General features: G+C 62.0%; 22 protein-coding genes and 5 pseudogenes. 10 read left to right on the plus strand and 17 right to left on the minus strand.

The features are described 5' to 3' along the window. The first annotated feature begins 126 nt into the window (after positions 1-126). The 5 genes and pseudogenes from L0A91_RS18645 to L0A91_RS06455 all read left to right on the plus strand — a co-directional run bounded on the left by L0A91_RS18645 (position 127) and on the right by L0A91_RS06455 (position 3999). A complete protein-coding gene (locus L0A91_RS18645; protein ID WP_311198067.1) occupies positions 127-573 on the plus strand; it encodes an HAD family hydrolase in 447 nt (148 codons plus the stop codon). 35 nt (positions 574-608) lie between these two features. Continuing rightward, positions 609-860 (plus strand): HAD family phosphatase, encoded by a 252-nt coding sequence (locus L0A91_RS18650; protein ID WP_311198068.1) that lies wholly within the window; start codon positions 609-611, stop codon positions 858-860. Continuing rightward, a pseudogene (locus L0A91_RS06445) lies at positions 860-3396 on the plus strand (glycoside hydrolase family 65 protein). Before L0A91_RS18650 ends, L0A91_RS06445 begins: the two are co-directional and overlap by 1 nt. Positions 3397-3508: 112 nt before the next feature. After that, positions 3509-3739 (plus strand): hypothetical protein, encoded by a 231-nt coding sequence (locus tag L0A91_RS06450; RefSeq protein WP_235246288.1) that lies wholly within the window; start codon positions 3509-3511, stop codon positions 3737-3739. After that, entirely contained in the window at positions 3739-3999 is a 261-nt protein-coding gene (locus L0A91_RS06455) for a hypothetical protein (protein ID WP_235246289.1), read from the plus strand. Before L0A91_RS06450 ends, L0A91_RS06455 begins: the two co-directional genes overlap by 1 nt. A 116-nt stretch (positions 4000-4115) precedes the next feature. Here L0A91_RS06455 and L0A91_RS06460 read toward each other — a convergent pair whose 3' ends face one another. Beyond that, positions 4116-4541, minus strand: coding sequence for a LysM peptidoglycan-binding domain-containing protein (locus tag L0A91_RS06460; protein WP_235246290.1), 426 nt, complete (start codon positions 4539-4541; stop codon positions 4116-4118). Positions 4542-4818: 277 nt separating this feature from the next. Between L0A91_RS06460 and lexA the strand changes: the two genes are divergently transcribed. Further along, complete coding sequence (gene lexA / locus L0A91_RS06465; RefSeq protein ID WP_235246291.1) at positions 4819-5529, plus strand: transcriptional repressor LexA; 711 nt, start codon at positions 4819-4821, stop codon at positions 5527-5529. A gap of 16 nt (positions 5530-5545) precedes the next feature. Here the strand turns inward: lexA and L0A91_RS06470 are convergent, their stop codons facing one another. From L0A91_RS06470 to L0A91_RS06490, 5 genes and pseudogenes are all read right to left on the minus strand, one after another. Beyond that, positions 5546-6325: a Sir2 family NAD-dependent protein deacetylase gene (locus L0A91_RS06470; protein WP_235246292.1), complete on the minus strand. Its 780-nt coding sequence runs from the start codon at positions 6323-6325 to the stop codon at positions 5546-5548. 124 nt (positions 6326-6449) lie between these two features. Further along, complete coding sequence (locus tag L0A91_RS06475; RefSeq protein WP_235246293.1) at positions 6450-7934, minus strand: cell wall metabolism sensor histidine kinase WalK; 1485 nt, start codon at positions 7932-7934, stop codon at positions 6450-6452. 3 nt (positions 7935-7937) lie between these two features. After that, positions 7938-8668 (minus strand): annotated as a pseudogene (locus L0A91_RS06480) (response regulator transcription factor). A gap of 33 nt (positions 8669-8701) precedes the next feature. Then, positions 8702-9769, minus strand: coding sequence for an aminotransferase class V-fold PLP-dependent enzyme (locus L0A91_RS06485; protein ID WP_235246294.1), 1068 nt, complete (start codon positions 9767-9769; stop codon positions 8702-8704). Between the two features lie 68 nt (positions 9770-9837). After that, complete coding sequence (locus L0A91_RS06490) at positions 9838-10548, minus strand: AIM24 family protein (RefSeq protein ID WP_235246295.1); 711 nt, start codon at positions 10546-10548, stop codon at positions 9838-9840. Between the two features lie 101 nt (positions 10549-10649). On the opposite strand from L0A91_RS06490, the gene L0A91_RS06495 reads away from it, so the two are divergent. Together L0A91_RS06495 and L0A91_RS06500 are read left to right on the plus strand one after the other, a co-directional pair. Beyond that, entirely contained in the window at positions 10650-11078 is a 429-nt protein-coding gene (locus tag L0A91_RS06495; RefSeq protein WP_235246702.1) for a hypothetical protein, read from the plus strand. 71 nt (positions 11079-11149) lie between these two features. Continuing rightward, entirely contained in the window at positions 11150-12112 is a 963-nt protein-coding gene (locus L0A91_RS06500; RefSeq protein WP_235246296.1) for a LysR family transcriptional regulator, read from the plus strand. 9 nt (positions 12113-12121) lie between these two features. On the opposite strand, the gene L0A91_RS06505 is transcribed toward L0A91_RS06500, so the two are convergent. The 10 genes and pseudogenes from L0A91_RS06505 to L0A91_RS06545 form a co-directional block, all read right to left on the minus strand. Continuing rightward, a complete protein-coding gene (locus tag L0A91_RS06505; RefSeq protein WP_235246297.1) occupies positions 12122-14542 on the minus strand; it encodes a ComEC/Rec2 family competence protein in 2421 nt (806 codons plus the stop codon). Positions 14543-14569: 27 nt separating this feature from the next. Further along, a complete protein-coding gene (locus L0A91_RS06510) occupies positions 14570-15073 on the minus strand; it encodes a helix-hairpin-helix domain-containing protein (protein WP_311198153.1) in 504 nt (167 codons plus the stop codon). Next, a complete protein-coding gene (locus L0A91_RS06515) occupies positions 14956-15468 on the minus strand; it encodes a hypothetical protein (protein WP_235246300.1) in 513 nt (170 codons plus the stop codon). The genes L0A91_RS06510 and L0A91_RS06515 overlap by 118 nt, the downstream gene beginning before the upstream one ends. Positions 15469-15578: 110 nt before the next feature. Beyond that, the gene (locus L0A91_RS17340) at positions 15579-15752 is read right to left on the minus strand and encodes a DegV family protein (RefSeq protein WP_260115313.1); all 174 of its coding nucleotides are present in this window, start codon (positions 15750-15752) and stop codon (positions 15579-15581) included. Further along, on the minus strand, positions 15749-15886 hold the full coding sequence (locus L0A91_RS17345; protein ID WP_260115314.1) for a hypothetical protein: 138 nt from the start codon (positions 15884-15886) through the stop codon (positions 15749-15751). Before L0A91_RS17345 ends, L0A91_RS17340 begins: the two co-directional genes overlap by 4 nt. Beyond that, positions 15883-16446, minus strand: coding sequence for a DegV family protein (locus tag L0A91_RS17350; protein WP_260115315.1), 564 nt, complete (start codon positions 16444-16446; stop codon positions 15883-15885). Before L0A91_RS17350 ends, L0A91_RS17345 begins: the two co-directional genes overlap by 4 nt. A gap of 37 nt (positions 16447-16483) precedes the next feature. Next, positions 16484-19392: pseudogene (gene leuS / locus L0A91_RS06525) on the minus strand (leucine--tRNA ligase). Positions 19393-19619: 227 nt separating this feature from the next. After that, the gene (rpsT, locus tag L0A91_RS06530; protein ID WP_235246301.1) at positions 19620-19883 is read right to left on the minus strand and encodes a 30S ribosomal protein S20; all 264 of its coding nucleotides are present in this window, start codon (positions 19881-19883) and stop codon (positions 19620-19622) included. A gap of 189 nt (positions 19884-20072) precedes the next feature. Next, positions 20073-20696, minus strand: a complete 624-nt coding sequence (gene holA / locus L0A91_RS18655) for a DNA polymerase III subunit delta (RefSeq protein ID WP_397333822.1) — start codon at positions 20694-20696, stop codon at positions 20073-20075. Between the two features lie 352 nt (positions 20697-21048). Beyond that, positions 21049-23229, minus strand: a pseudogene (locus tag L0A91_RS06545) (ATP-dependent DNA helicase). A gap of 208 nt (positions 23230-23437) precedes the next feature. Here L0A91_RS06545 and L0A91_RS06555 point away from each other — a divergent pair. Both L0A91_RS06555 and argG read left to right on the plus strand, forming a co-directional pair. Continuing rightward, complete coding sequence (locus L0A91_RS06555) at positions 23438-23782, plus strand: hypothetical protein (RefSeq protein WP_235246305.1); 345 nt, start codon at positions 23438-23440, stop codon at positions 23780-23782. A 42-nt stretch (positions 23783-23824) separates the two neighbouring features. After that, positions 23825-25269 (plus strand): annotated as a pseudogene (gene argG, locus L0A91_RS06560) (argininosuccinate synthase). A 65-nt stretch (positions 25270-25334) separates the two neighbouring features. On the opposite strand, the gene L0A91_RS06565 reads toward argG, so the two are convergent. Continuing rightward, positions 25335-25637 (minus strand): hypothetical protein, encoded by a 303-nt coding sequence (locus L0A91_RS06565; protein ID WP_235246306.1) that lies wholly within the window; start codon positions 25635-25637, stop codon positions 25335-25337. Positions 25638-25755: the final 118 nt, after the last annotated feature.

The raw sequence follows: 25755 nt of genomic DNA on the forward strand, positions 1-25755 counted from the left end.
GAACGGGCTCTTGGCATCTAAGGTTGGACCTAACGCCTCGCACCGCATCGCCCTACCGGAGAACTACGGTGCTGTGTTGTGGCGCAAGACAACTGACCAGCGCACCCCCAACTGCGGAGATTCACTATGGATTCAGCCTCGCTGGGCCACTTCTCGTGGACCAACTACGACGCTGCCCTTTTTGACCTCGATGGCGTCCTCACCCCCACCGCCGAAGTGCACATGCGCGCCTGGGAGAAAATGTTCAACGATTATCTCGGTGAACTTGATGGACACACCCCCTACACCGAGCAGGACTACTTCGACTACGTCGACGGCAAGCCCCGCTATGAGGGCGTCCAGAGCTTCCTAGACTCCCGCAGCATTGACCTCCCGTTCGGCGACCCCGAGGATGGCTCAGAAGCAGTCACCGTCTGCGGACTCGGCAACCGAAAAAACGCACTCTTCACCCAGGTGCTACGCGATGGTGGGATCGAGGCATACCCCGGATCGCTGCAGTTGCTTGACCATCTGGAATCCATTGGTGTCCAGATGGCCGTGGTCTCGTCCTCAAAAATGCACCGGATGTCCTAGCTGTCGCCGGGATCGCTGACCGATTCCCTGTCGTTGTGCACGGAGGCGTCGCTGCCGAGAAGAACATCCCCGGCAAGCCCAAGCCCGACACCTACACTTTCGCCGCGCAAGAGCTTGGCGTGGATAGCCGCAGGTGTGTCGTCTTCGAAGACGCCATTTCAGGTGTTCAAGCCGGAGCTGCCGGAGACTTTGGCCTGGTCGTCGGTGTTGACCGCGGCGCTGGCGTTGAACCCCTGACCACCAACGGCGCCGAGATCGTCGTCGCAGACCTAAACGAGTTGATCTGATGGGCCACAAGTACCCCTCCCCGCACATCCCTCAGCCCGCTGTCGACCCCCTGGACCGTAGCCGCTTCCCTGCGGACGAATGGGCACTGGTCGAGTCTGACTATTCAAACCAAGACCTCGGAACCACCGAGACCGTCTTTGCCGTCGCCAACGGCTATCTCGGTATGCGGGGCAACCCGGAGGAAGGTCGTGATTCGCACACCCACGGCACCTTCGTCAACGGCTTCCACGAGACGTGGCCCATTCATCACGCCGAAGAGGCCTACGGCCTGGCGCGGGTAGGTCAAACCATCATTAATGCGCCAGACCCCAAGGTCATGAAGCTCTACGTCGATGATGAGCCCTTGTTGTTGGATAACGCCGACCTCGAGCACTATGACCGCAGGCTTTCCTTTGCCGATGGCCTGCTGCGCCGCGAGGTTATTTGGAAGACCGCCTCCGGCAAGCGCTTGCGAGTCAGCACCACTCGAATGACGAGTTTCTCTGACCCGCACTTGGCAGTCCTCACGATGGACGTCGAGATGCTGAGCGGCGACGCGGCCATCGTCATCTCGTCCCAGGTCCTCAACCGCCAAGACGGCTCAGACGAGTATCATGTGAAGTCGGCTGCCATGGGCGAAGGCGCTGACCCACGTAAGGCAGAGGGCTTTGACCGGCGCGTTCTGGACCCACGCGCTAGCGAGGTCAAGGATGGTCGGCTCTTGCTTGGCTATCGCTGCCACGAGTCGAAATGACCATCGCCGTTGCTACCGACCACAAGCTAGAGACCAAGAACAAGTGGACCGAAGATCTGGCCGTGGACGAAGACATGGCCAAGCACGTCTTCCAGATCGAAGCCAAAGAGGGCGAGACGATTCGCCTGGAGAAGTTGGTGGCCTTCCACACCTCACACGGCGTGCCAGTGCGCGAGTTGTCAGACCGTTGCTGGCGAACCCTCGACCGCACTGCGGGCACCAGCGTGACAGATCTACACGCTGATCAGCGGACCTACATGGACGAGTTCTGGTCTACCTCTGACGTTGTCGTCAAAGGGCAGCCAGCCGTCCAGCAAGCCGTTCGGTGGAACCTCTTCCAGCTGGCCCAGGCATCGGCTGGGGCCGGTGTCCACGGCATACCCGCCAAAGGGATGACCGGGTCAGGCTACGGCGGTCACTACTTCTGGGATACCGAGTGCTATGTCCTGCCGTTCCTCGTTTACACCAACCCCCAGTCAGCCTTAAACGCTTTGCGCTTCCGACACAACATGCTTGATTCTGCTCGTGAGCGTGCCAGCGAACTGGCTCAGCACGGGGCTCTTTTCCCGTGGCGCACGATCAACGGCGCGGAGGCCTCGGCATACTTTGCCGCGGGCACGGCTCAATACCACATCAACGCGGACGTCGTTAATGCACTGATTAAGTATGTTCGGGCCACCGGCGACCGTAGCTTCCTGGCCCGCGAAGGCATCGACATCCTTGTTGAAACCGCACGGATGTGGGCCGACCTGGGCTTCTGGCGTAGCAATGGCGATGACACGTTCCACATTCACGGAGTCACTGGTCCCGACGAATACACCACCGTTGTCAATGACAACCTCTTCACCAACGTGATGGCCCGCTTTAACTTGCGCGCTGCCGCCAAGGTGGTCCACGAGGTCAAGCGGACTGATCCCACCGACTACCAGCGGGCGGTGTCCCGTTTGGGCCTCAATGATGACGAGGTGACGGAGGGAAAACGCCGCCGACGGGATGCACATCCCGTTCGACGAAAAGTTGGGCATTCACCCCCAGGACCTGCACTTCCTCGAACGCGAAATGTGGGACCTTGAGAACACCCCCAACGACAAACGCCCCCTGCTGCTGCACTACCACCCTTGGTCATCTACCGCTTCCAGGTCCTGAAGCAGACTGATGTCGTGTTGGCCCTCTACCTTCAGGGTGACCAATTCACCCCGGATGAGAAGTTGGCCAACTTCGAGTATTACGACCCGATCACGACCGGCGACTCAACTCTTTCGGCCGTAGTGCAGTCCATCGTCGCCGCTGAGGTGGGCTACCACGAGTTGGCACTGCGGTACTTCTACTCAGGCCTATTCGTTGACCTGGATGACCGTCACGGAAACACCACTGACGGCACGCACATCGCTTCGGCCGGCGGCGTCTGGTCCGCCTTGACTGGCGGCTTCGGTGGACTTCGTGACTACGCCGGTGAATTGACGTTCGACCCACGGGTACCTCAGGAATGGGAAGGAATCGAATGGACGATGCTCTGGCACGCCTCGAAACTCAAGATCGAAGTCTTGCGCGATGAGATCGCCTTCACGGTCTTGAACGGTCCCGACGAACAGGTCAAGGTGCGTGGCGAGGAAGTGAACATCTCAACGGAGCGCACCGCCGTGCCGCTGAGCGACCAGGGACCCATGCGTGAAGGGCTCCTTGAAGTTCACCCGTCACTGGGTGGCCGCCGCAATGATGGCAGCACGATCACCGCGACGGTGCCGCACTCGTGGTCCGACGAAATCAGCGCTCCGGACCTTCAAGCGCACACTGCCCCCTGAGCGAATCCGAGAAGCGACTTTCCTTGTGGTGAGGGCACGGTACTTCGGTGCTATGCCCCTCATGGCTTGTCTGAGTTCGAAATTGTGCCGCCACCTGTGGTCGGATAGGAGCATGAGCGAACCCACTGACACCACAACACCAGACACCGGCGACATCGAAGCGCCGCCGATGCCTGCCGAGTCTGAGACCGACCGACTCGTTGCCAACATCTCTGGGGTCGACGATCAGGTCGGAATGGCTGCCCTTTGGCGAGTCACCATGGACCTGGAGAATGGTGGTTCATCGCAGTTGGCGATGAGGGCCAAGAATCACCCGCCGCGGCCGAAATTGACGACCAACTGATGTTGCTCGCATTCACAGACGCCGAGCGAGCCCGACACTTCGCCGTTGCCCAAGGCATGATCGAGGCTGACGATAACCTCAGCGCCATCGCGCTGACGCCGGAAGAGGTTGTGAACTCCGCCGATGCCTACGTTGAGGCTGGCATCGACGGATTGATGTTCGATCCGCACATCAGCGGCTACTTCATCCCCTCGGCCCAATTGCCAGTTGTGCACCAGGCAGTCAAGGCTGACCCGGACTCTGAAACACCACAAGGCTGAGTCACGCTAGCCAGCCGAACTAAAGAGAGGCCTTCCACCGACCGGTGGAAGGCCTCTCTTTGCGTTGCAGTGACCGGGCGTGCGGACCCGAACCGCAAGGCCCAATGGGAGAAGGACTAGCCGTTGTGGAATCCCTGGTCTGCTGGAATCACCAGAGTCTGCCCAGACCTGACCTGATCTGTGCTCATGTTGTTGGCCAGTTGAATGTCGACAATCGCCATATCCAAGCGGGTGTCGGGCAATTCGGCAGCGGCGATCTGCGACAAGGTCTGACCCGGTTGCACAACAACCTCTTCGGTCGTCGCGTTAGCCGCGCCGCCGCTCAAGACCATGCCGGCCGCTAACACGACAGCCGAGACGGTGGAGGCGATGGTGATGGAAAGTCGCCCACGCCGAGTCAGTCGCATCCGCCCATGGCCACCGCCGTTGCTCCGGGCCATGGCCGGTCCGGCGTCAGCGACATCGGTCACCAAGCGAAGGTGCCGCTCTGGTGCCACCTCAGTGGCGATGTTGGGCTGCTCCCACACTGGCTGTGCGCTCATGGCTCCTCCTAAGGGACCTACGATCCGGTTCGTCTGCTTGATCGGACTGCTGCCTAGCCGGACTGCTGGGGTCACTGACCCTCCGCCTTGCTACTACACGTTCGATCGTACGCTTGTCCTATTATTAGCACGGACGTACGAAGAAGTCGACACGCGGATCGAACAAATGTTTGTTTCCTGGCCTGGCCACTCGTACGATGTGTTCACACCAAGTATTTGAGCAGGGACCACCGACATACCTGCTGACCTGGGTTTATACCAATAAGGGGCAGAGCTGATGGCCGAAATTCACGACTTGCCGGAGCGCGAAGGCGCCAGCGAGCTGACCAAGCGTCAGACCCGCGTGCTCGAAGTCATCCGTGACTCCATTGACGACCATGGTTACCCGCCAAGTTTGCGCGAAATCGGCGAGGCGGTTGGGCTGACCTCTCCCTCTTCGGTGGCCCACCAACTCAAGATGCTAGAGCGCAAGGGCTACTTGCGCCGTGACCCCAATCGACCTCGCGCCATCGAGGTTGTGTTGCCAGGGCGTGCACACGACCAAGCGGGCTACCGACGAGCAGAGCCAGAAGAAGTCGTCGAGGATGAAGCCGCACGCCGCGAGGCGTTCCCCGAAGCCGCCTACGTTCCCGTGGTTGGCCAGATCGCGGCCGGTGGGCCCATCCTCGCCGAGCAATCCGTCGAAGAAGTATTTCCGCTGCCAAAGCAACTCGTGGGCGACGGTGAGCTCTTCCTTCTGAAGGTGGTCGGCGACTCGATGATCGACGCCGCCATTTGTGATGGTGACTGGGTTGTGGTGCATCGTCAGCAGCATGCCGACAACGGGGACATCGTTGCAGCGCTCTTGGACAACGAGGCGACAGTGAAAACGTTCAAGCGGACAGCCAACAAGGTTTGGCTGATGCCGCACAACGAGTCGTTCGACCCGATCGACGGCGACTACGCGGTGATCATGGGTAAGGTCACCGCGGTATTGCGTCGGGTGTGACCGGCCTCGTCGTCACCTAGCCGTCTAGTCGACCGGTGTCTTCCTCAGCCACAAGGTCGGCGGTGAGCCTCGGCAACACGTCTGCCAAGAGCGCATCCACCTTGACGCTTGCGTCAGCGTCGCCTCGCGTTTGCCCACGAGTCAGAATGACGACGGGCTTGCCCTCGGCTTTAGCGGCACGCACAAAGCGATAACCGCTCATCACCTGCAGCGACGACCCCACCACCAACAGTGCCCGGCTTCGCCCTAGCAACTCGTAGGCCGCGTCGACCCTGGGCTTGGGCACCGAGCCGCCAAAGAAAACCACGTCCGGCTTAAGTTTGTTGCTCTCGCATCGAGAGCAGTGCGCCAAAACGAAAGAGTCGACCCGCTCTTGGTCGATCAGCACATCACCGTCGGGGCGAATTTCACCCGCCTGCACATCAAAGTTGGGGTTCGCTAGCGTCAGCCAGCGGTGCACGGTAGCCCGGGAGAAGGCCGCAGAGCAGTCCAGGCACGTCACTCGCCCTAAGGTGCCATGCAGCTCAAGCACTTGCTCGGCGCCTGCCCGCTGATGCAATCCGTCAACATTTTGCGTCACGATCGAGGTGAGAAAGCCAGCGCGCTCGATGTCCGCCAGAGCGTAGTGCGCACGATTCGGCTCAGCCTGTTGAAAACGGGTCCAGCCGGTATAGGCCCGCGACCAGTAGCGTCTACGCCCGGCCTCATCTGCGAGGAACTCGCTGTACTGCATCAGGGTAACCCGGCGCTGGCCGTCGGGCCCGCGATAGTCCGGTATGCCGGAGGCGGTGGACATTCCCGCGCCGGTAAGAACCATGACACCGGCCCGGCCGACAATATCAAGAACCTGCTGGTAGTCAGCCTCGGCAACAGGCCTAGCCGGCGGGAGGTGAGCGTCGTTGACACACGGACAGCCTAAGTCACCGCTTCGGCAATGTGACGGTGAAGGTCGCACCCTGGTCACTGGAACCCACCTCGACCGCCCCGCCATGAGCACCGACCACTGCGTCCACGATGCTCAGCCCAAGGCCCGTCGACCCAGCTTTGCGCGACCGGGAATCGTCGCCCCGGGCGAATCTCTCAAATATCCGCTCGCGCACATTGTCCTGAATGCCCGGGCCGTCATCCGCGACGGAGAAAGCAGCGCTGTTCGTGGCAGATCCAGCCCGAAGCGTCGTCGTGATCGTCGTACCTTCAGGGGTGTGCACTTTGGCATTGGCCAACAGGTTCACCAAGACTTGTTGCAGGCGAGCCGCATCGCCGATGACCTCAACTGGCTCGTCGGGGAGGTTGAGCACCCACCGGTGGTCTCCCCCAGCAACACGCGCATCACTGACCGTATCGATCGTTAGCAGCGAAAGATCGACGGTATCCCGCTCCAACGGCCTGCCAGCATCAAGCCGAGCCAGCAGGAGGAGATCTTCGACGAGCCCCTGCATTCGCAGCGATTCAGACTCGACCCGTCCCAGGCCATGGACGATCTCTGGGGGCACCTGGGCATTACTGCGGCGGGACAACTCTGCATACCCACGGATTGAGGCCAGCGGCGTGCGCAACTCGTGCGAGGCGTCAGCGACGAATTGACGCACCCGCTGCTCGCTTTCGTGCCGAAACTGCAGGGCACTTTCCATCGTGTCCAGCAAATTGTTGAGGGCTAGTCCGACTTGACCGACCTCAGTTGCGGGGTTCGTGTCACGGTCCCCGACTCTGAGCGCCAGGGCGACCTCCCCCAGGTGCAAGTCCTGCCGCGAAACCTCGCTGGCGGTTCCGGCCACCCTGCCTAGGGGCGCCAGGCTGCGACGGACCAGGAACGCAACACCAAACGCGGCCGCGATCAGGGACGCAAGCGCAACAACACCTAGGGTCCAGATCAGCTGCCGCGTGATGGCCTGCACTCCGCTGGATGACAAACCGATCACAGAGGTTTGACCAGCCTCGAAGCGAGCCAAGACCCGATACTCACCAATGCCATCCCCTAGATCAACGGTTTGTGCCCTATTCGAAGACGGCACCTCCAGCAGCAGTTGAGTCTGCGCTTGCGTGAGGTCGGTCGCGATGTTCTGAGGGCTGGAGAACTCATCCGATGCAGTGATGACGGCACCGGTGTCGTCGAACTTAATCGCCAAGAAGGATGTTCCTCCACCAGGGGGGCCAAGTTGTCCGCCTCGTGGAGACTCACCCTCCCCAGCCCGAGGGCTTTGAAGGTCACTATTGTCGCCGGGGACGCCACCCAGGATCACGTTGGCGGTCGACTCGAGGTCTTGATCAAGGTTTGCGGTCAGGGACCTCTGCAAGGTCACGACGGTCAAGCCCCCCACTGCCGTCAAAACTCCCGTGATCAGCACCAAAACCCACACGACGAGCGTGCGTCGCAGGGTCCAAGGCGTGCGGCTACTAACGGTCATCGCCTAGGTGGCCGGCTTCAGGACGTAGCCTGCGCCGCGCATTGTGTGGATCATCGGCGAGTGCCCGTGGTCGATCTTTTGCGCAGGTAAGAGATGTACAACTCAACGATGTTGGCTTGACCACCAAAGTCGTAGTTCCACACTCGGTCTAAGATCTGGGACTTCGAGAGGACGCGCTTGGGATTGCGCATCAGGAAACGCAACAACTCAAACTCTGTCGCCGTCAACGACACTTCTTGGCCTGCACGGCGGACCTCGTGGGAATCTTCGTCTAGGGTCAGGTCGCCAACGACGACCGTCGATGATGATTCGGTCGCGACCATCACCGTGCGGCGCATCAAGGCACGGACCCGCGCGACAACCTCCTCTAGCGAAAAGGGCTTGGTCACGTAGTCATCGCCGCCTGCAGTCAGCCCAGCAACACGATCTTCCACCGCGTCCTTCGCAGTGAGGAAGAGCACGGGAACCTCGGGCGCATCGGCACGCATACGCCGTAGAACTTCGAGACCATCAAAGTCGGGGAGCATCCAGTCAAGGACAACTGCGTCGGGCTGGAAGTCGCGCGCCACCTTCACGGCCTGTGCCCCATCCCCCGCGCTGGCTACTTCCCAGCCTTCGTAGCGCAGTGCCATCGACAGCAATTCAGTGAGGTGCTGTTCGTCGTCGACAACGAGAACACGCACGGGAGAGCCATCGAGTCGGGTCAAAGTTGGCGTGGCAGATCGGGAAGTCATAGTGCTACCTAATCTGCCACACGTAGCAGGGACCTATGCCCTACCTGTGACCTTGCTGTGCGCCACTGCTTCCACAGCAAGGTCGACATCGGCGAGGCTGTTCCACACGTGAAAGGCGATGCGAGCACAGCCCGCCCTTGAGGAGATTTTCCCGCCCGCTGCCTCGAAGGCTCGCACCAGGTCGGCACCAGGATCTGCGAGCGTCACGACAGGGGTCACGCCGGGAGCTTGACCGATCCTGGACCGGAACTCATTAGCGAGGCTTACGTCATGGTCCCTGATCGCCTGCGTTGGCACCTGCGCGAACAGTTCCATTGCTACCAGTCCCGCCGACCAGCAAAACCACGCAGGTGAGACGTCAAACCGCCGAGCGTCCGTAGCCAGATCCATCTCTGGCCCGTACACGGAGTCCCAGACGGACTCACCGGCATACCAGCCTGCGTTGTTAGGACGCAGCAGATCACTCGCCCGAGGGCTAATCGTCATATAGGCCGTGCCTCGCGGCTGGCAGAGCCACTTGTATGCAGAGCACACAGTGATATCAAACAGGCTCGCCTCAATGGGCAGCCACCCCGCAGCTTGAGTGGTGTCGCAGAGCGTCATAGCGTCGCAGTCACGCGCAGCTCCCAGCACTGCCTCCAGATCAACCAGGGAGCCACACGCGCTTTGAGCCAAACTAAACACGACCAGATCGGTGCTCGGCCGAATTGCTTCCGCGAGATCGGCGCGAGGCACCTGACGAACCTGCAGACCCGTGTCTTGCTGGACGAGGAAAGGAAAAATCATCGAGGTGAAGTCCTCGGCGATCACAACCACTTCCGCATTCGGGGGCAAGGATGTCGCGATGGTCCCAGCGAACACACTCGTCATCGATCCAACGGAAACGGCTGATGCAGGCACTTTCACCATGCGGGCATAGGCGGCTCGACTGGCCTCGACGTCTGCCCCCAGCGCGACGGGGTCGGTGTCGCCACGTTGCCACTGGCTCATCAGGTCCGACATGGCCGAGACCACGGGAATGGGCGGCAGACCTACGGTCGAGGCGTTGAGGTAACCCGTCGTTGCGGCAAACGAACGCTGCAAAGTGTGGAGTGCGGTCATACCCTCAGGGTGCAACAATCTTAACCATGACACAAGTACATGTATTTTTTGTTATCCATTAGATTAAGTTATGCACATCGAGCCTCATCCAGGCGGGGCCTACTGAGCGCCCGTGGCCACCACACCTCCGAAGGCTGGACCAGCACATACCCTTGACCACCGAAGCGCATCTGCAGTGCCTCGCCAGTGCCGCCTCGCATCATTGATCCGAGTCCACCGGTGTCGATCTTGATGTCCATATTGACGCCGGCCGTCCACATCACCACGGCTTGTGCGTCCGCGAAGGTCGGCGCTGACGCAACATCGAGTGCGATCGGGTCACCCTTAGTCGTGACGGCAACATACCCAGTCCCACGCAGGCTGACGTTATACATGCCACCGGTCATCATGCCGCCACGGGCTTGAATGCGGTGGATATCCCAGTCAATGGATGAGGAAAAGGCAAGGACGCTGGACCCATTCACCGAAATCTCATCGTTTTCCAGGTACATCACCTGAATTTCCTTGGCCTGGTCAGCGACGAAGAGCTCGCCATTGCCCTCACAGTTCATCATCTTGACCCCCTCACCGGTCATCGCCGACTTCAAGATCTTGTTGAACCCGCCAGAGCCCTTGTTCTGAAAACGCACATCGCCCTGATAGGCGACCATCGATCCGGTGAGGGCCAACACGGGCCCGTATGCCATCGAGATCTTGAGGAGTTTCTTGTTTTGCAGGACGAAGGGATCAGTCGACTGGTTCTCTTTGAAGTCTTTAAACAGGGATCCGTGGATGGCCATGGTGTGGTCAGCCCTTTCGTGGGTGGGTACCTATAACTATGCTGCAAATACGTGCCTCAAGGAAGAGTGCACGCACTACTGGCTGATACCAAGGAGTCACGATGGGATTTCTGGACAAAGCCAAGGCCGCAGCCAACGACCTTGCAGCAAAAGCAGACACAGCAATCAATCAGGCGACCCAATCGGGCGGCGAGCGCGAGACCGATCGATACCTGCGCGATCTAGGCATTCTTGCGTTTCGCGCCGAGCGCGGTGAGCCCGTGGATGAGGAAGCACGTCAACGAGCGCTCAAAGCACTCTCTGACTTTGAGCAGCAAGGAAGATTGGGCTCGCTGCACTTGTCCCACACTGACCCGCCACCACCCGGGGGTCCGCCCCCTCCCCCTGGAGGCATGGCGCCCCCGCCGCCAAGCGGCGGTCCCCAGGATGACGATTCGGGGCAACAGCCTCCGGCACCCGACGGCGGGCCACGGCCTGACTCGGGTCAACGGCCACCTCCGCCACCGCCTCCGCCCTCCTTCTCGGGGTAGGCACATCGGCCCTAGCCGTTCGCGAATAGCGTTCCACGGTATAACTGCACATTTGCCTATAGGCTAAGAGCATGTTTGACGCAGCGGGTTTACGAGTCATGCGCGCGATTGCAGATCACGGGAGTTTCACCGCGGCTGCCCAATCGTTGGGCTACACCCAACCCGCCATCTCACAGATGGTGCGTCGGCTAGAAGAGCGCTCGGGTACAGTTCTGGTTGAACGCAACGGGCGCTCAGTGCGCCTGACGCAGGCTGGTCGCGTGCTGGCTAGGCATGCCGTCAATGTTCTCGCGGCTCTTGATAATGCTGAGGCTGAGATCGCCTCAATAGCTGGCTTGCAAAGCGGCCGAGTCCGCCTGATGGCGTTTCCGTCGTCGTCTGCGACGTTGGTGCCACGTGCCTTAGCCAAGGTCAAGACTGAATTTCCCGGAGTCACGGTCAGCTTTTCAGAAGGCGAGCCGCCGCAATCTCTTGCTGCCATCCGGGAGGGCACCAAGGACCTGGCAGTGGCCTTCGTTTACGACGACGATGACCCAATCAAAGGTGACGATGACCTGACAGGTCTCGTCGTCCTTGATGTGATGGTCGACCCAGTTCGCATTGCTTTGCCAGCTAACCACCGGTTGGCCGAGCTGGCCGTGGTGCCCCTGCATGAATTGACCGACGAATCATGGATTGCCGGGTGTGAGCGCTGTCGTGGACATTTGCTGGCCTTGGCTGGCCGCAATGACTTTGTGCCTGACGTGTCTTTTGAGACCGAAGACTACGTCGCTGTCCTTGGCCTGGTCGCGGCTGGCCTTGGGGTGGCGCTGGTCCCCGAATTGATTCTGCATTCGGCTAGCCACCCAGGCGTGGTCACTCGCTCCATCTCGCCGTCGTCAAAGCGGACGATTCGCATCGTCACGACACCAGACTTGCAGCGAGTCCCTGCGGTGTCGGCCACTCTTGATGCTCTCTGCGCTAGTGCTCGAGAAATCCAGTCCGAGCCGATGCGCGACGGAACACCAAGCGGCTATCCCGCGCTGTCGACATAGGTCTAGCCCTTAAGGGTTCACTGTCCCGTTCTGCATCTGAGTTGCGAGTTGTCCCTCAATGAGGAGCACCGCGAAGTTGCCGTCTGTGTCGGTCCTCAAAACACGTGCACCGCGGCCGGTGAACATATCCAGCGCGATCGGGTTCGGATGACCAAAGGTGTTGTCTGGCCCGACCCCAATCATCGCGACGGCCGGATTGATGGACTCGATGAGGTTTTCATTCTGATCGGCCGAGCCGTGGTGGGCAACCTTGACCACGTCGAATTCTTGGCCCGCTAACGGTGCCAGCAACGCTCGTGCGCCCGGTCCCTCAACATCGCCGAGGAAAAGCACATCCTTGCCCTGGACCTCAATGCTGACGACCAGTGACGCATCATTGGCTTGCAAGTGTTGCGCCGACTGGCCCGTAGGCCACCATGCCTGGGCTGAGACATTTCCCCACTGCCAGGTGTCACCCGCATAGCCCCGCGCAGTGGGCACCCCCGCTTCCCTGGCCTGCGCTAGCGCCCACTCCTCCTGGGAAGTGGTATCGCTCGTGCCGGGCGGCAGGTAGATCTGGCCAACCTCGTAGTCTGCTAGCACTGCGCTCAAACCCGAGATGTGGTCAGCGTGAAAGTGGCTCAACACCACGGCATCCAATCGCTGCACGCTTAAGTCACCCAAGCACTCTGCAAGCAACTCCGGCGATGGGCCCGTGTCGATGAGCACGGCAGATCCGTCTCCGCTCGTCACGACGAACGCGTCCCCCTGGCCCACGGCACATCCGACCACGAGCCAGTTGTCCGGCGGCCAGTGCGTGTCCTGCCGAGTTGGCCACACCGCCGCGATGAGCATGGCCAGCGCCAGACACCCGGGTAGCCAACTTTTGACAAGTGAGACCACAACCACGGAAACGTCAAGACCACGGCAAGGCTGACCGCCGCCAGCAGAAAGGCTCCGGGCGCTCCATCCAGCCAATTCATCGTGCCGCCCGGCAGCGCAGCAGCCACGCGCAATCCTGCCGATAAGCCACGCGGATGGTGCACCCAGCCAGGCGCCGATGGCCCCCAGCGGTGGCCAGACCAGCCCAGCGATAGTCGCCACGATGCCCAGAATCGTGGTCGGTGCAACGAGCGGCGCCGCAAGCAGGTTGGCGAAGACAGCGACCGTGCTCACGCTGCCCTGGAGCAACACAATGACGGGGGCGCAGGTCACTTGTGCCGCCAACGGAATCGACACTGCTTCACCAAACCAAGCAGGTATGCGGGGCAATCGCGCCGAGATGGCGTCGGCCCACGGTCGGGCAAAGATGACAATGCCCAAAGTGGCCAACACCGATAGGGCAAAGCCATACGAGCGAGCCAGACCCGGGTCCCAGCACAGCAGCACCACCATCGCGACCGACAGAGCACTGAGGCTGCTCCCCCGTCGTGCTGTGCTCAGCCCAACCAAACCAACCAGGCCCATCGCCGAGGCTCGCAACACGCTTGGCTCCGGACGACACAATATGACGAAGCCCACAAGAGCCACCACAGCGCACCAGGGCCGCCAGCGGCGCGCCAAGGCCGTCCACCGGCACAGCAGCACCACGGTGCCCAGCACGATCGCGACGTTGCTCCCACTGACGGCCGACAGGTGGCTCATGCCAGTGACTTTCATCGCGGCGCTCAGGTCACCTGGGGTCAACGAGGTGTCCCCAATCACCAGCCCAGGAATGAGCCCAGCCGCATCCGCGGGCAACGGGCCGACGGAGTCCCGCAGCCTTTTTCGGGCTGTATCCGACATTGCCAGCACTGGTCCGCGAGCGCTTTCGACGTGCGGTTCATCAAGTGGCGCAAATTGAGCCGAAACATCGGCACTGGGCTCTCGCAACGGCGAGAGGCGACCGGTGACCTCGACACCAGATCGCCACTGCACGGAATCCCAGCCTTCACCCGTTGCAACGAAGACCAGCACGGGCACCGAGTCAGTCGGGATGCTTGCCTGGTTGGACGCGGTGACGTGAGCGATGTCGAGAGTCAGCACCAACAGGTCTGGTTGGTTCGTGGTGCTCGGAATGAGTCGCGGCTGAGTGGCGACCGAGGCTTGCACTGTCACGACGGCCCGTTGCTCGGCTAGATCGACAATTGGTCCCACCTGGCGGGCGCGGGCATCAACGCCACCAGCGAAGAGGGTGAGTGCACAGATAAGCAGCGCCACCGTGATAAACCCAGACCAGACGGGTTGAATTGTCTGCTCGCTACCTTCCCCCGCGCTACGGCTAACACCCAGCCACCCGAGGATCCACACCAAGAGTCCACTGCCCAAGCACAAGCAGGCAATCGCAAGCTGGACGCGGTACCCGGTGTAGAGAAGGCCACAAGTCGCAGCCCAAGCGATCAAGGACGGGACAAGCAATCTGAAATCAGGTGGCGTCCCGGTGGGCGCACGCGAAGCATTGGTCGCGGTCACGTCCTGCTTCATGCGCTGCGGCCAGCCTCAGTCCAGGCTCACGTACGGCCGCAGACTCTCAAGAGTCTTTTCGCCAATCCCGCTGACGTCGAGCAATTGGTCAACGCTGGTGAACGGTCCCCTCTCCTCGCGGAACGCCAAAATGCGGCCAGCCGTCACCGGCCCCACTCCTGGGATGGTCTCCAATTGTTGCGAGGACGCGGAGTTGAGGCCGACCGCGCCCAGACTTTCCTCGCCATCAGCCACGCCCTGGCCAACGGATGGCGCGTCGCTACTGATCGGACTCTCAACTGCAACGACATCAGGTGGTTCCTCCCCATGAACCGGCACCCAAATTTGGTCGCCATCGCTCAATATCAATGCCAAGTTCATCCGGCTCAACTCGGCGGCCTCGGTGGAGCCGCCTGCCTCCGTCAACGCATCAACGACTCGAGATCCACCGGGCAAGGTGTAGACGCCTGGGTCTTTGACCGCGCCGATGACATGGACCACCGTTTCGGCGGGAGTTGATGCAGGTGTGGCCGTCGCCACCAAGCCTTGGTCGGTTGGGTCTGCGGCTGTTTCGGGCTGAGCAGGCTCGGTGGGATTGTCCTGCGCAGCCACAGGCAAGGGGCGGGTGCCGTGGCCTGGCTGACATACATCCGGCCCATAAACACGGCTGCCATCAGTGCGACCGTGAGCAGGACACCCCAGACGGCTTGGCCACTCAGCCGGAACCGGCCCTGCTGAATGGCTGGCGGGATACTAAGCACCGGCGGAGTCGGCTCTTCGTCGATCTCTTCTGCTGCCGTGTCAGCGTCGAGATCCACGTGCTCGCGGGTGAAGCGAGTGCCGCGGTGTCTCCCCTGCGGGACTGCGTCAGGGCGCTCCGACTCGCCACGCAAGGCATGCGTCAGTCGATCGAGATCACCAAGTCCAGGAGCCATGCTTCGACGCTAGGGACGACGTGCCTCCCCTGGGGTTCTCATCAAAATCGGTGGACGAAGCCTTGCTGAGCGGATCGGTGTGGAAGACCGAGAATCTGCCTGCGATCGCGCTACATGGGATGGCTTGACACGACAACAGCCAAGGTCCCGGGCCCCGTGTGCACGGCCGTCACAGCCCCCAACTCGACCACGTCCACGGTGGCGTCCGGCAAGGCCTCACGAAGTTGACTGGCAGCGAGGTCAGCCTGCTGCGCCCAAGCAAAATGGTGGACCGCGATACTCACTTGACGGCCAGCGTCGGCCCAACTTTGGCCTGCTGCACGGTCTGGAGGTGCAAGCGTGCAAGAGCCTTAGCCCTCGTCCGCACCCGCTCCCACGGTTGCACCTGGCCATCGGCCACCTGCAGCAGCGGCTTCATCGAGAGTGCGCCCCCAACAGCGCAGCGGCGGAGCCGATTCGTCCTCCTCGGCGCAAATACTCCAGAGAGTCGACATAAAACCAGGCCCTCGAATCGGCGCAGGCCGACCGAACGATGCCTGCCACCTCGCTGGCGTCGCTGCCAGCGCGTGCAGCATCCGCACCCCACAGCGCCGCATACCCCATCGCCATGCCGAGTGTGCGGCTGTCGATCACCGTGGCGGCGACCTGCGAGCGCACCGCTGCGGCCGCCAACTCGGCAGCGTCGACTGTGCCGCTGACCCGCGACGACAGGTGAACGGAAACGATGTGGTCGGCCCCGGTCCGTTCAGCGATCTCGCGATAGGCCACCACCAGGTCGCCCGGCGCAATCCGTGAGGTGCTGACTTGTTCCTTGCCCGCCTTTAAGAGCGACGCGACCTCATCGGTCGAGATGTCACGCCCCTCCACCAAGGTGCGACGACCGACCGTGACATGCAACGGCACGACCTCGACCCCGGCAGCCTGGGCTCGGTCCAGCGGCAGGCACGAGGTGGAGTCAGTCACCACAACAACCGTCATGGCGTGGCTCCTTCGCGCGCTGCCGCTGACCGCATACTCATGCTGGAACGATATTGACCAACTTGGGTGCCCGCACAATCACCATGCGGATCTGCGAGTCGCCCAACAACTCAGCGATCTTAGGCAGGGCCAAAGCTTGTGCCTTCAGGTCGTCCTCAGAGATGTCGACCGGCACGTCGAGGCGGTCGCGCACCTTGCCCTTGATCTGCACCACGCAGGTCACGGCGTCTTCCACCAGCAACTCTGGGTTGGCTTCAGGGAAGGGCGCATAGGCCAGTGAGCCGTCATGGCCCAAACGGGTCCACAGTTCTTCAGCGATGTGCGGAGCCACCGGAGACACCATCTGCACCAATGGCTCAACAACACTGCGCGGGACCGCGTCCAGCTTGGTCAGCGCGTTGTTGAACTCGATCATCTTGGCGATCGCCGTGTTGAAGCGGATGCCCTCGTAATCGCTGCGCACGCCATCGATCGTGCGGTGCAGCAACTTCTCGGTGGCGGCATCGGGGCGTCGTCAGTGACCGTCAACTGGCCGGTCTCTTCGTCCAAGATGTTGCGCCACAGCCGCTGCAGGAAGCGCTGTGAGCCAACGACGGCACGCGTCTCCCATGGGCGGTATTGCTCAACGGCCCCATCGACATCTCATAGATGCGGAAGGTGTCGGCTCCATACTCTTCGCACATCTCATCTGGTGTCACGACGTTCTTGAGCGACTTGCCCATTTTGCCGTGCTCTTTGGTGACAGGTTGGCCCTGCCAGGTGTATGTCGAGGCGCCACCGGCAGAGTCCGTGTGCTCTTCGACTTCAATCGCGGGCACCGGTTGGCCGCGGTCGTCGCGGTAGACAGCCGCCTCGATCATGCCCTGGTTGATCAACTTGCGGAAGGGCTCTTCACTGCTGACATGGCCCAGGTCAAACAGCACCTTGTGCCAGAAACGGGCGTAGAGCAGGTGCAGCACGGCGTGCTCGACACCACCGATGTAGAGGTCAACACCACCGGGGTCAACGGCGCCTTCGGGCGCACCCGCGACGGCTTCATCGCGTGGGCCGATCCAGTAGTTTTCGACCTCGGGGTCAACCAGAGCCTGGTCGTTCTTGGGGTCCAGGTAACGCAGGTGATACCAGCAGGAGCCAGCCCAGTTGGGCATGGTGTTGGTGTCGCGGCGATACTTCTTCGGCCCATCGCCGAGGTCAAGTTCGACCTCAACCCACTCGGTGGCACGCGAAAGCGGCGGCTCTGGCATGGACGCAGCGTCTTGGGGGTCATAGGTACGCGGCGAATAGTCCGGGACATCCGGCAACTCGATGGGCAACATCGAATCGGGCACCGTGTGGGCCACGCCGTCTTCGTCCCAAACCACCGGGAACGGCTCGCCCCAGTAGCGCTGACGGCTAAACAGCCAGTCGCGCAGACGGTAGGTGATGGTTGCCTCGCCGACGCCCTTGCCTGCCAGCCACTCAACCATGGCATCTTTGGCCTCGTCGCGAGCCATGCCATTCAGGCTGATCTCGTCGTTGGCAGAGTTAATGGCCACGCCGGGGCCGGTGTAGGCCCGGCCCTGCGGGTAGTCCTCGGGCGCCTGGACTGTGTGGCGAATCGGCAGTTCGTAGGCCTGGGCGAAGGCGAAGTCGCGCTCGTCTTGAGCAGGAACCGCCATGATCGCACCGGTGCCGTATCCCATCAGCACGTAATCAGCGATGAACACTGGCAGTTGCTCGCCGTTAGCGGGGTTGGTGGCAAAGGCTCCGATGAAGACACCGGACTTGGTCTTGGTGTCGGTCTGGCGCTCCAGATCGGTCTTGCGCGAGGCCGCCACTCGGTAGGCCGCAACGGCTTCAGTGGGGGTCGCTGCGCCATCGGTCCACGCGTCCTTGGTGCCCTCGGGCCAAGCCTCGGGGGTCAACTGAGTCACCAGCGGGTGCTCCGGCGCCAACACCATAAACGACGCACCAAACAAGGTGTCAGGCCGGGTGGTGAAGACCTCGATGTCGGCCGAGCCAGCGCTCGAGGAAGCAGCAAAGTGCACGGCAGCACCAGTCGAGCGGCCAATCCAGTTGCGCTGAATCGTCTTGACCCGCTCGGGCCAGTCGAGGCGCTCCAGGTCATCCACCAGCCGGTCAGCGTATGCGGTGATCCGCATCTTCCACTGGCTCAGGTTGCGCTGGAAGACCGGGAAGTCGCCGCGTTCAGACTTGCCCTCGTTGGTCACTTCTTCGTTGGACAGCACTGTGCCCAAGCCTGGGCACCAGTTAACCGGCGCGGCCGAGACGTAAGCCAGTCGGTAGTCGTCCAGCACGGCAGCGCGCTCTGGCGCCGACAGGTCGGCCCAAGCTTGGCCGCTCGGTGTCGACCGCTCCCCCGACTCAAACTGCTCAATCAGGGTTTCGATCGGGCGAGCCTTGCCCAGGCTGCCGTCCGCGCGAGGCGCACTCTCGTCATACCAGCTCTGGTAGATCTGGGTGAAGATCCACTGCGTCCAGCGGTAGTAATCGGGGTCAATCGTGGCAAATGACCGACGCTTCTCATGGCCCATGCCCAAGCGACGCAACTGGCCTCGATAGACCTCCATGTTGCGCTCGGTGGTGGTGCGCGGGTGCTGGCCGGTGGTCACCGCATACTGCTCGGCGGGCAGTCCGAAGGCGTCGAAGCCCATCGTGTGCAGGACATTGCGGCCCATCGTGCGCTGGTAGCGGCAGAAGACATCGGTGGAAATGAAGCCCAGCGGGTGGCCAACGTGCAGACCGGCGCCGGAGGGTAGGGGAACATGTCCATCACCATGGTGTGGCCAGCGCCCGCCTGCAGGCGAGAATCGTTGGGCTCCGCCCAGGGCCAGCCGGGTTGGGCGCGCTGAACGTGCCTTCGTCATCCCAGCGTTGCTGCCAACGCAGTTCGATCTCGCCGGCCAGTGCCGCGGTGTAACGATGCTGTGGGGTGTCCTGGCTCATGTTCGTGCGTTTCCTTGCCTCGTATGCCGGCGGACCGGCCCGTACATAAAAACCCCTCGGGCGTCGAGGGGTGGCAGTGCGTGATCTGAATTAACTCAGCACTGCCAAATAAGCAAAGTCGAAAGATCGTCATGGTGATGCCATGGTAACGCAGAAAGCGCCCACCCCATCAGGGTGAGCGCCTTCTACAAGTGCGTTGCCGGCGAGCCCGTCAGCACAAGGGTGAATCAGCCCAGCTTTGCAGCCTGCTTGGCCATGGCCGACTTCTTGTTGGCGGCCTGGTTCTTGTGGATAACACCCTTGGTGACAGCCTTGTCCAGCTTGCGCGAAGCAGCGGCCAGAGCCTTCTGCGTCTCGGCCGCGTCGCCGCTGGCCAGAGCCTCGCGGAACTTGCGCAACCAGGTGCGCAGTTCGGACTTGTGGGCCCGGTTGCGCTCGGTGCGGACGGCGTTGGTCTTAACGCGCTTGATCTGAGACTTAATGTTTGCCACGAAGTATTCTTCCTGATTGGTCGGTCACTGGTTGTCGTAGAGGGCGACATTCGCAAGTTAAGAGACTGGGCGTGGGGGTACCCGTGGTGAATCCCTTGCGAGGGTGGTGCTCGTGCGCGCACGACCTGAGCGCGCACGCAATGTCCAACAGTACCGGTCGCTTAAGCCATTCCCCAAAACTGGTGGCGGTCAGGCCGCCCTGCGCAGGGCGCAGATGGCAACAACAGCTCGCTCGACCGCGAATGCCGGGTCTCCGGCGCGGTGCGCAATGTTGCGTAAACCGCCCTTGACCTCAACATCTGCCTCGGCGACGGCCTGAATCGCCGCACCCAGGCGAGCGCCGTTCCATCCCTGAGCAACCCGACGAGCCTGATCGATCTGCCACGGGGCCATCCCCAGTTGTTTGGCCATGGAGGCTGAGGGCCCAGGCCCGGCGGAGGCAACGACCAACCTGGCGCAACTGCATGGCAAGAACAGCGACGATCGGCACGGGGTCGAGCCCCCGCTCATCGCGTGCCGCAGCAACCGCAACGCTTCGGCCTCTTTTCCGCCCAGTGCGGCTTCGGCAACTTTGAAGCCAGTCGTCTCGACGCGTTCGCCGTAATACAACTCAACGTCGGCGACGTCGATCATGCCCTTGGTGTCACGGATCAACTGCGAACAGGCTGACGCCAACTCACGAACGTCCCGCCCGACCGCATTGACCAGCGCCACGGTGGCATCGCGAGAAATCTTGCGCCGGGCTGCCTGGAACTCGCCGGTGACGAAAGCAACCTTGTCACCTTCGGTTTTGATGGCCTTGGCCTCAACCACCGGGCGCCGGCCTTCTTGACTGCATCAACGACTCGCTTGCCGCGATTGCCACCCTTGTGCCGCAAGATCAGCACCACGCTGTCTGGCTGCTGATCCAGGTATGTCAGCACGTCCTCGAGCAGTGGATCGCTGGCTTCTTCGAGGCCAGAGATCACGATGCCCGTCCAGCCACCGAACAGGGACGGGCTGGCGTGGGTCAACAAGTCCCCAGGGGCGTAGGAACTTGCCGCCAACCGGACCGTCTCGGCGTCACGCTCAAAATCGCGCAACTCACCAAAGATGGCATCGACGGCTCGCTCAGCCAGCACCTCTTCGGGTCCGCTGATCAACGCTAGGAGCGGGAAAGGAGTGCTCATTCGGCTGCCTCCACGAGTTCGAGTTGATTCATCCGGGCGGTAATGACATCGGGAGCCAACTCGAGATGCTCGGCCAACTCCTCAATGCTAATTTCAGCCTCGACGCCATCGCGCAATTCTTGATCTTCTTCTTCACTCCAGGCATGCCCGGAGGTCACCGCGGTGCGGGCTGATCTGGCCACAGGGGCGCGACCGCGGCGGGACGGGTCGCGACCTCTCCCACGTCGACGGGATCGGGCGCTGTTTCGTCCAACCGCTTGAGTGCCTTGCGCACCAACTTGGCGTCCTGGGTAGGCCAAAACGGCGGCAACGACTTTGCAGGAAACCCGCATAGCGTGCCGAGACCATCCGGGAGTCGAGGAAGGCCACAACACCGCGGTCATCCTGGCGGCGGATCAGCCGGCCAGCACCTTGAGCCAACCGGAGAGCCGCGTGAGTCGCCGAGACCGCCATGAAGCCGTTGCCACCCATCTTGGAGATGGCCTCGGTCCGCGCCGAGGACAACGGGTCGTCGGGCCGAGGGAACGGGATCCGGTCGATGATCACCAATTGGCAGGCCGACCCTGGCACATCAACGCCTTGCCAGAGCGACATCGTGCCGAACAGGCACGTCTTGGCGTCCGAGGCAAACTCGCGCACCAGCGTCGGGGTCTGGTCATCGCCTTGGCACAGCACCTTGATGCCCAGGTCAGCGAGCCGTGTGCGCATGTGGAAGGCCGCAGTCTCAGCAGCGCGCCGCGAGCTAAACAGCCCCAGGGTGCGTCCGCCAGCCGAGCGGATCAGTTGCTCAATCTCATCAAAGACCACGTCAGCCGCGCCATCCCGGCCGGGCGCGGGCAGCCCACTGGCGACATACGCAATCGCTTGTTGCGGGTAATCAAGGGCTGCCGACATCCAGGCCGGTCCACTTCGGGCGTTGTCGCCGCGCAGACCCAACGTGCCAGCAACAACGTCGAAGGTGCCACCCAACTCCAGAGTGGCCGAGGTGAGCACGACAGTGCGGTCGCCAAAGATCTTTTCCCGCAAGGTCATGGCCACGCTCATCGGCGCCACCCGCAACGACGACCCACGCCGCGGGTCCTTGCTAACCCAGGCGACATCCAATTCACGCTCATCGAGCAGACGCTCGCAGGCGTCGAAGATTTCGTCGATGCCAGAGCGGGCAATCTGCCGGGCTCCATCAGGGCCTCCCTTGAGGTCGCCCTTGAGCTCGCTCTGCAAACCGCGGGCGGCATCGCGGATAGCGCCGAGAGCGATGGCCAGCGCGTCGGGCAGGCCGCGGGCTGAACGTCCCTCTGGCAACTCGTCCAAGACTGACTGCAGTGTGTCTGCACCATCGTTGAGTTGCTCGGTGCTGCCATAGCGAGCGGCACGCTTGGCAGCGATGGCAACGGTTGCGGAGGTGATCTCATCGGTCACCGTGGAGGTGACGCGATCAGTGAGTTCGTGGGCTTCATCAACGATCAGCACGTCATGCTCGGGCAGCATCCGGCGCCCCTCGAATGCGTCGATGGCCATGAAGGCATGGTTGGTGACGATGACGTCGACTTCTTGGGCGGCCGCGCGGCTGACCTCGACAAAACACTCGGTGGCCATCGGGCATTTTGAGCCGAGGCACTCGCGAGCGCTGACCGAGACCTGCCGCCACGCCCGCATACTCACGCCCGGCACGAGCTCGTCCCGGTCTCCCGACTCAGTCACGTCAGACCAATCACGCAACCGCAGCACTTCGCCGCCCAACTTCGAGCGGTCGGCGTCGACGGAGCCCATCGACAAAGGGTGTCTTCGTCTTCGTCGGGGAAGCCACCGGTCATCTTGTGCTTGCAGAGGTAGTTAGAGCGGCCCTTGACGAGGGCAAACGTAGGCAACCGCCCCATCAGTGGACGCAACGCTTCGGCAATACGAGGCAGGTCACGGTCAATAATCTGCGCCTGTAGCGCCAGCGTTGCCGTCGCGATGACTACCGGCTTCCCCGTAGCCATGGCGTGCGCGATGGCTGGCACCAAATAGGCCAACGACTTTCCGGTGCCGGTCCCGGCCTGGACCAGCAAGTGCTCGTCGTGCTCAATCGCGTCCTGGACAGCCTTGGCCATTTGCACCTGACCTGGCCGCTGCGAACCCTTCACCGAGCCCACCGCAGCGGTGAGCAGGTCATCTGGTTTCGGTGAAGTTGGCACTCAGCCAGGGTATGCGCTCACCGGCTTTGGCAGGGAACCCTGTGGAAGCCGCAGGGCACGTCTGCCCGAGCATGCTCAAACGGAACCTCGAGCCAGCGGACCGCGTCTAGGCCATATGAGATTCCTACGATTGATCTCGGTTGCTGCGTTGGGGGTAGCGGGCCTCGTTGCGTGCAGCGCCAGCAGCGCCACGCCGGTCGGAGACCCCGTGGGCACTCTGGTGTGGACGACCATTGACGTCGAAGATGAGATGGAAGCTTGGGAGGCTGGATTCCTGAGTCACGGTGATTCCCATGTGGTGACGACCAGATCCGAACTAGCAACCTTCCGCGATCTGATGGGAGCTGGCGAAACCGACTCCTTGGGCGACATAGTGATGGACGAGAACGATCTACTCGTCGGCGCCTATCACTCCTGCTTCCACTCCAGTGAGGCGCGACAAGAAGAGGACGGTGACTACCGCTTCGTCGTTGTGGGGCCTGAGCAAGAGATCGATTGCGACTACTCCCCTATACGGTGGATGTATGGCTACTGCCGCAAACTGACTGAGTAGTTCAGCTTGGCCAAGCACGATTTCGCATATTCATACAACATCTTGCATACTTATCACCATGTCCAAAGTACTTCTCTTCCAGCCGGCGAGCGCGTCGGCATTGCGTTCTCTGGTGGCCTCGACACCTCGGTAGCGGTGGCGTGGATGCGCGAAAAGGGCGCGACCCCGTGCACCTACACCGCTGACATCGGCCAGTACGACGAGCCAGACATTGACGGTGTTCCCGGCCGCGCCGAAGCTTATGGCGCCGAGTTGTCGCGGATGGTCGACTGCAAGTCTTCCCTCGTCGAAGAGGGCCTAGCCGCCATTGCCTGCGGCGCCTTCCACATTCGCTCGGGTGGCCGCACCTACTTCAACACCACTCCCCTGGGTCGCGCGGTGACCGGCACGCTGCTGGTCCGCGCCATGCACCAGGACGGCGTCGACATCTGGGGCGATGGCTCGACCTTCAAGGGCAACGACATTGAGCGCTTCTACCGTTACGGCTTGATCGCCAACCCACAGTTGCGCATCTACAAGCCGTGGCTGGACGCCGACTTCGTGCAGGAGTTGGGCGGCCGCGCCGAGATGAGCGAATGGCTCACCGAACGCGACCTGCCTTACCGCGACAGCCAGGAAAAGGCATACTCCACGGACGCCAACATTTGGGGCGCCACCCACGAGGCAAAGACCCTGGAGCACCTCGACGTTTCGCTGGAGACCGTTGAGCCCATCATGGGTGTGAAGTTCTGGGACCCCGAGGTCCAGATCGACACCGAAGACGTCACTGTTCGCTTTGAGTCGGGTCGCCCGGTTGCCATCAACGGCGTTCAGTTCGACGACGCTGTCGCCTTGGTGCACGAGGCCAACACCATCGGTGGCCGCCACGGGCTGGGCATGTCCGACCAGATCGAAAACCGCATCATTGAGGCCAAGTCACGCGGCATCTACGAAGCACCCGGTATGGCGTTGCTCTGGATCGCCTATGAGCGTCTCGTTAACGCGGTGCACAACGAAGACACCATCGAGCAGTACCACCTCGCAGGGCCGTCGCCTCGGTCGCCTGATGTACGAAGGCCGCTGGCTGGACCCGCAGGCGCTGATGATTCGTGAGTCGATTCAGCGCTGGATCGCTTCCTCGTCTCCGGCGAGGTCACCTTGCGACTGCGTCGCGGCGAGGACTACACGGTCCTGGCGACGGCCGGTGAGAACTTCTCTTACCACCGGACAAGCTCTCGATGGAGCGCACCGAAAACGCGGCCTTTGGCCCCGTCGACCGCATCGGCCAGTTGACGATGCGCAACCTGGACATCGCCGACTCGCGCGACAAGCTAGAGCAGTATGCCAACCAGCCGATGGATGAAGGCCAGTTGCTCGTCGAGCACGGCCACCTCCTGGGCGCCCTCGAGATGGGTGGCGCCGAGCGGATCGCCACCAACACCGCGGCTCGCGATGGCCTGAGCGACGAGGCATTGGATCGTGCAGCCATGGAGTGGGGCACGGACTAAGCCAAACGCCAGATGAGGCCCGGTAGCGAATGATTCGCTACCGGGCCTCACGCTTCTAGCAGTCGTCACGCCGTGACCTTTTCCACCGGGGTCCCCCAGATGGTCACCTCGTGGGAACCGCTGTGCCTGACGGTCCGGGCAGTCACCCAAACCCACGCCGCGGCTGCCAGCACCACTGCAGCGACAAAGTAGCCAACAGCCAGCGGTAAAAACCAGATGACCAGCGCCGTCACAGCAGCGACAGCCGCCGCGATCTGAGGCCAGAACGTGGCCTTCTTGTACGCAGTCTTTTCGGCTTCGTCGAAGACGTCAACACGGGTCGGCACGAGACGCCCTGCAACAAACAGACAGCCACTAGAAATGACCATGGTGACCACACCTGCTATGTCTGCGGCTGGGGCCCATGCTTCGGGGCCGACTGTTAGGCACAGCACAGACACGCCACTGAGACCTGCGCAACCGTAACCGGTGATGGCCGCGAGATGA

Source organism: Ornithinimicrobium sp. INDO-MA30-4 (assembly GCF_021535045.1).
Taxonomy (GTDB): domain Bacteria; phylum Actinomycetota; class Actinomycetes; order Actinomycetales; family Dermatophilaceae; genus Ornithinicoccus.

Coding starts and splice junctions, on each gene's coding strand:
- L0A91_RS17350 (WP_260115315.1), bottom strand. CDS start 16,446: ATGACGGTTGTTGTGGTGACTGACTCCACCTCGTGCCTGCCGCTGGAC.
- L0A91_RS06450 (WP_235246288.1), top strand. CDS start 3,509: ATGAGCGAACCCACTGACACCACAACACCAGACACCGGCGACATCGAA.
- L0A91_RS06455 (WP_235246289.1), top strand. CDS start 3,739: ATGTTGCTCGCATTCACAGACGCCGAGCGAGCCCGACACTTCGCCGTT.
- lexA (WP_235246291.1), top strand. CDS start 4,819: ATGGCCGAAATTCACGACTTGCCGGAGCGCGAAGGCGCCAGCGAGCTG.
- L0A91_RS06460 (WP_235246290.1), bottom strand. CDS start 4,541: ATGAGCGCACAGCCAGTGTGGGAGCAGCCCAACATCGCCACTGAGGTG.
- L0A91_RS06475 (WP_235246293.1), bottom strand. CDS start 7,934: ATGACCGTTAGTAGCCGCACGCCTTGGACCCTGCGACGCACGCTCGTC.
- L0A91_RS18645 (WP_311198067.1), top strand. CDS start 127: ATGGATTCAGCCTCGCTGGGCCACTTCTCGTGGACCAACTACGACGCT.
- L0A91_RS06470 (WP_235246292.1), bottom strand. CDS start 6,325: ATGTCCACCGCCTCCGGCATACCGGACTATCGCGGGCCCGACGGCCAG.
- L0A91_RS06495 (WP_235246702.1), top strand. CDS start 10,650: ATGGGATTTCTGGACAAAGCCAAGGCCGCAGCCAACGACCTTGCAGCA.
- L0A91_RS06565 (WP_235246306.1), bottom strand. CDS start 25,637: ATGGTCATTTCTAGTGGCTGTCTGTTTGTTGCAGGGCGTCTCGTGCCG.
- L0A91_RS06515 (WP_235246300.1), bottom strand. CDS start 15,468: ATGGCTCCTGGACTTGGTGATCTCGATCGACTGACGCATGCCTTGCGT.
- L0A91_RS06500 (WP_235246296.1), top strand. CDS start 11,150: ATGTTTGACGCAGCGGGTTTACGAGTCATGCGCGCGATTGCAGATCAC.
- L0A91_RS17345 (WP_260115314.1), bottom strand. CDS start 15,886: ATGAAGCCGCTGCTGCAGGTGGCCGATGGCCAGGTGCAACCGTGGGAG.
- L0A91_RS06490 (WP_235246295.1), bottom strand. CDS start 10,548: ATGGCCATCCACGGATCCCTGTTTAAAGACTTCAAAGAGAACCAGTCG.
- L0A91_RS06485 (WP_235246294.1), bottom strand. CDS start 9,769: ATGACCGCACTCCACACTTTGCAGCGTTCGTTTGCCGCAACGACGGGT.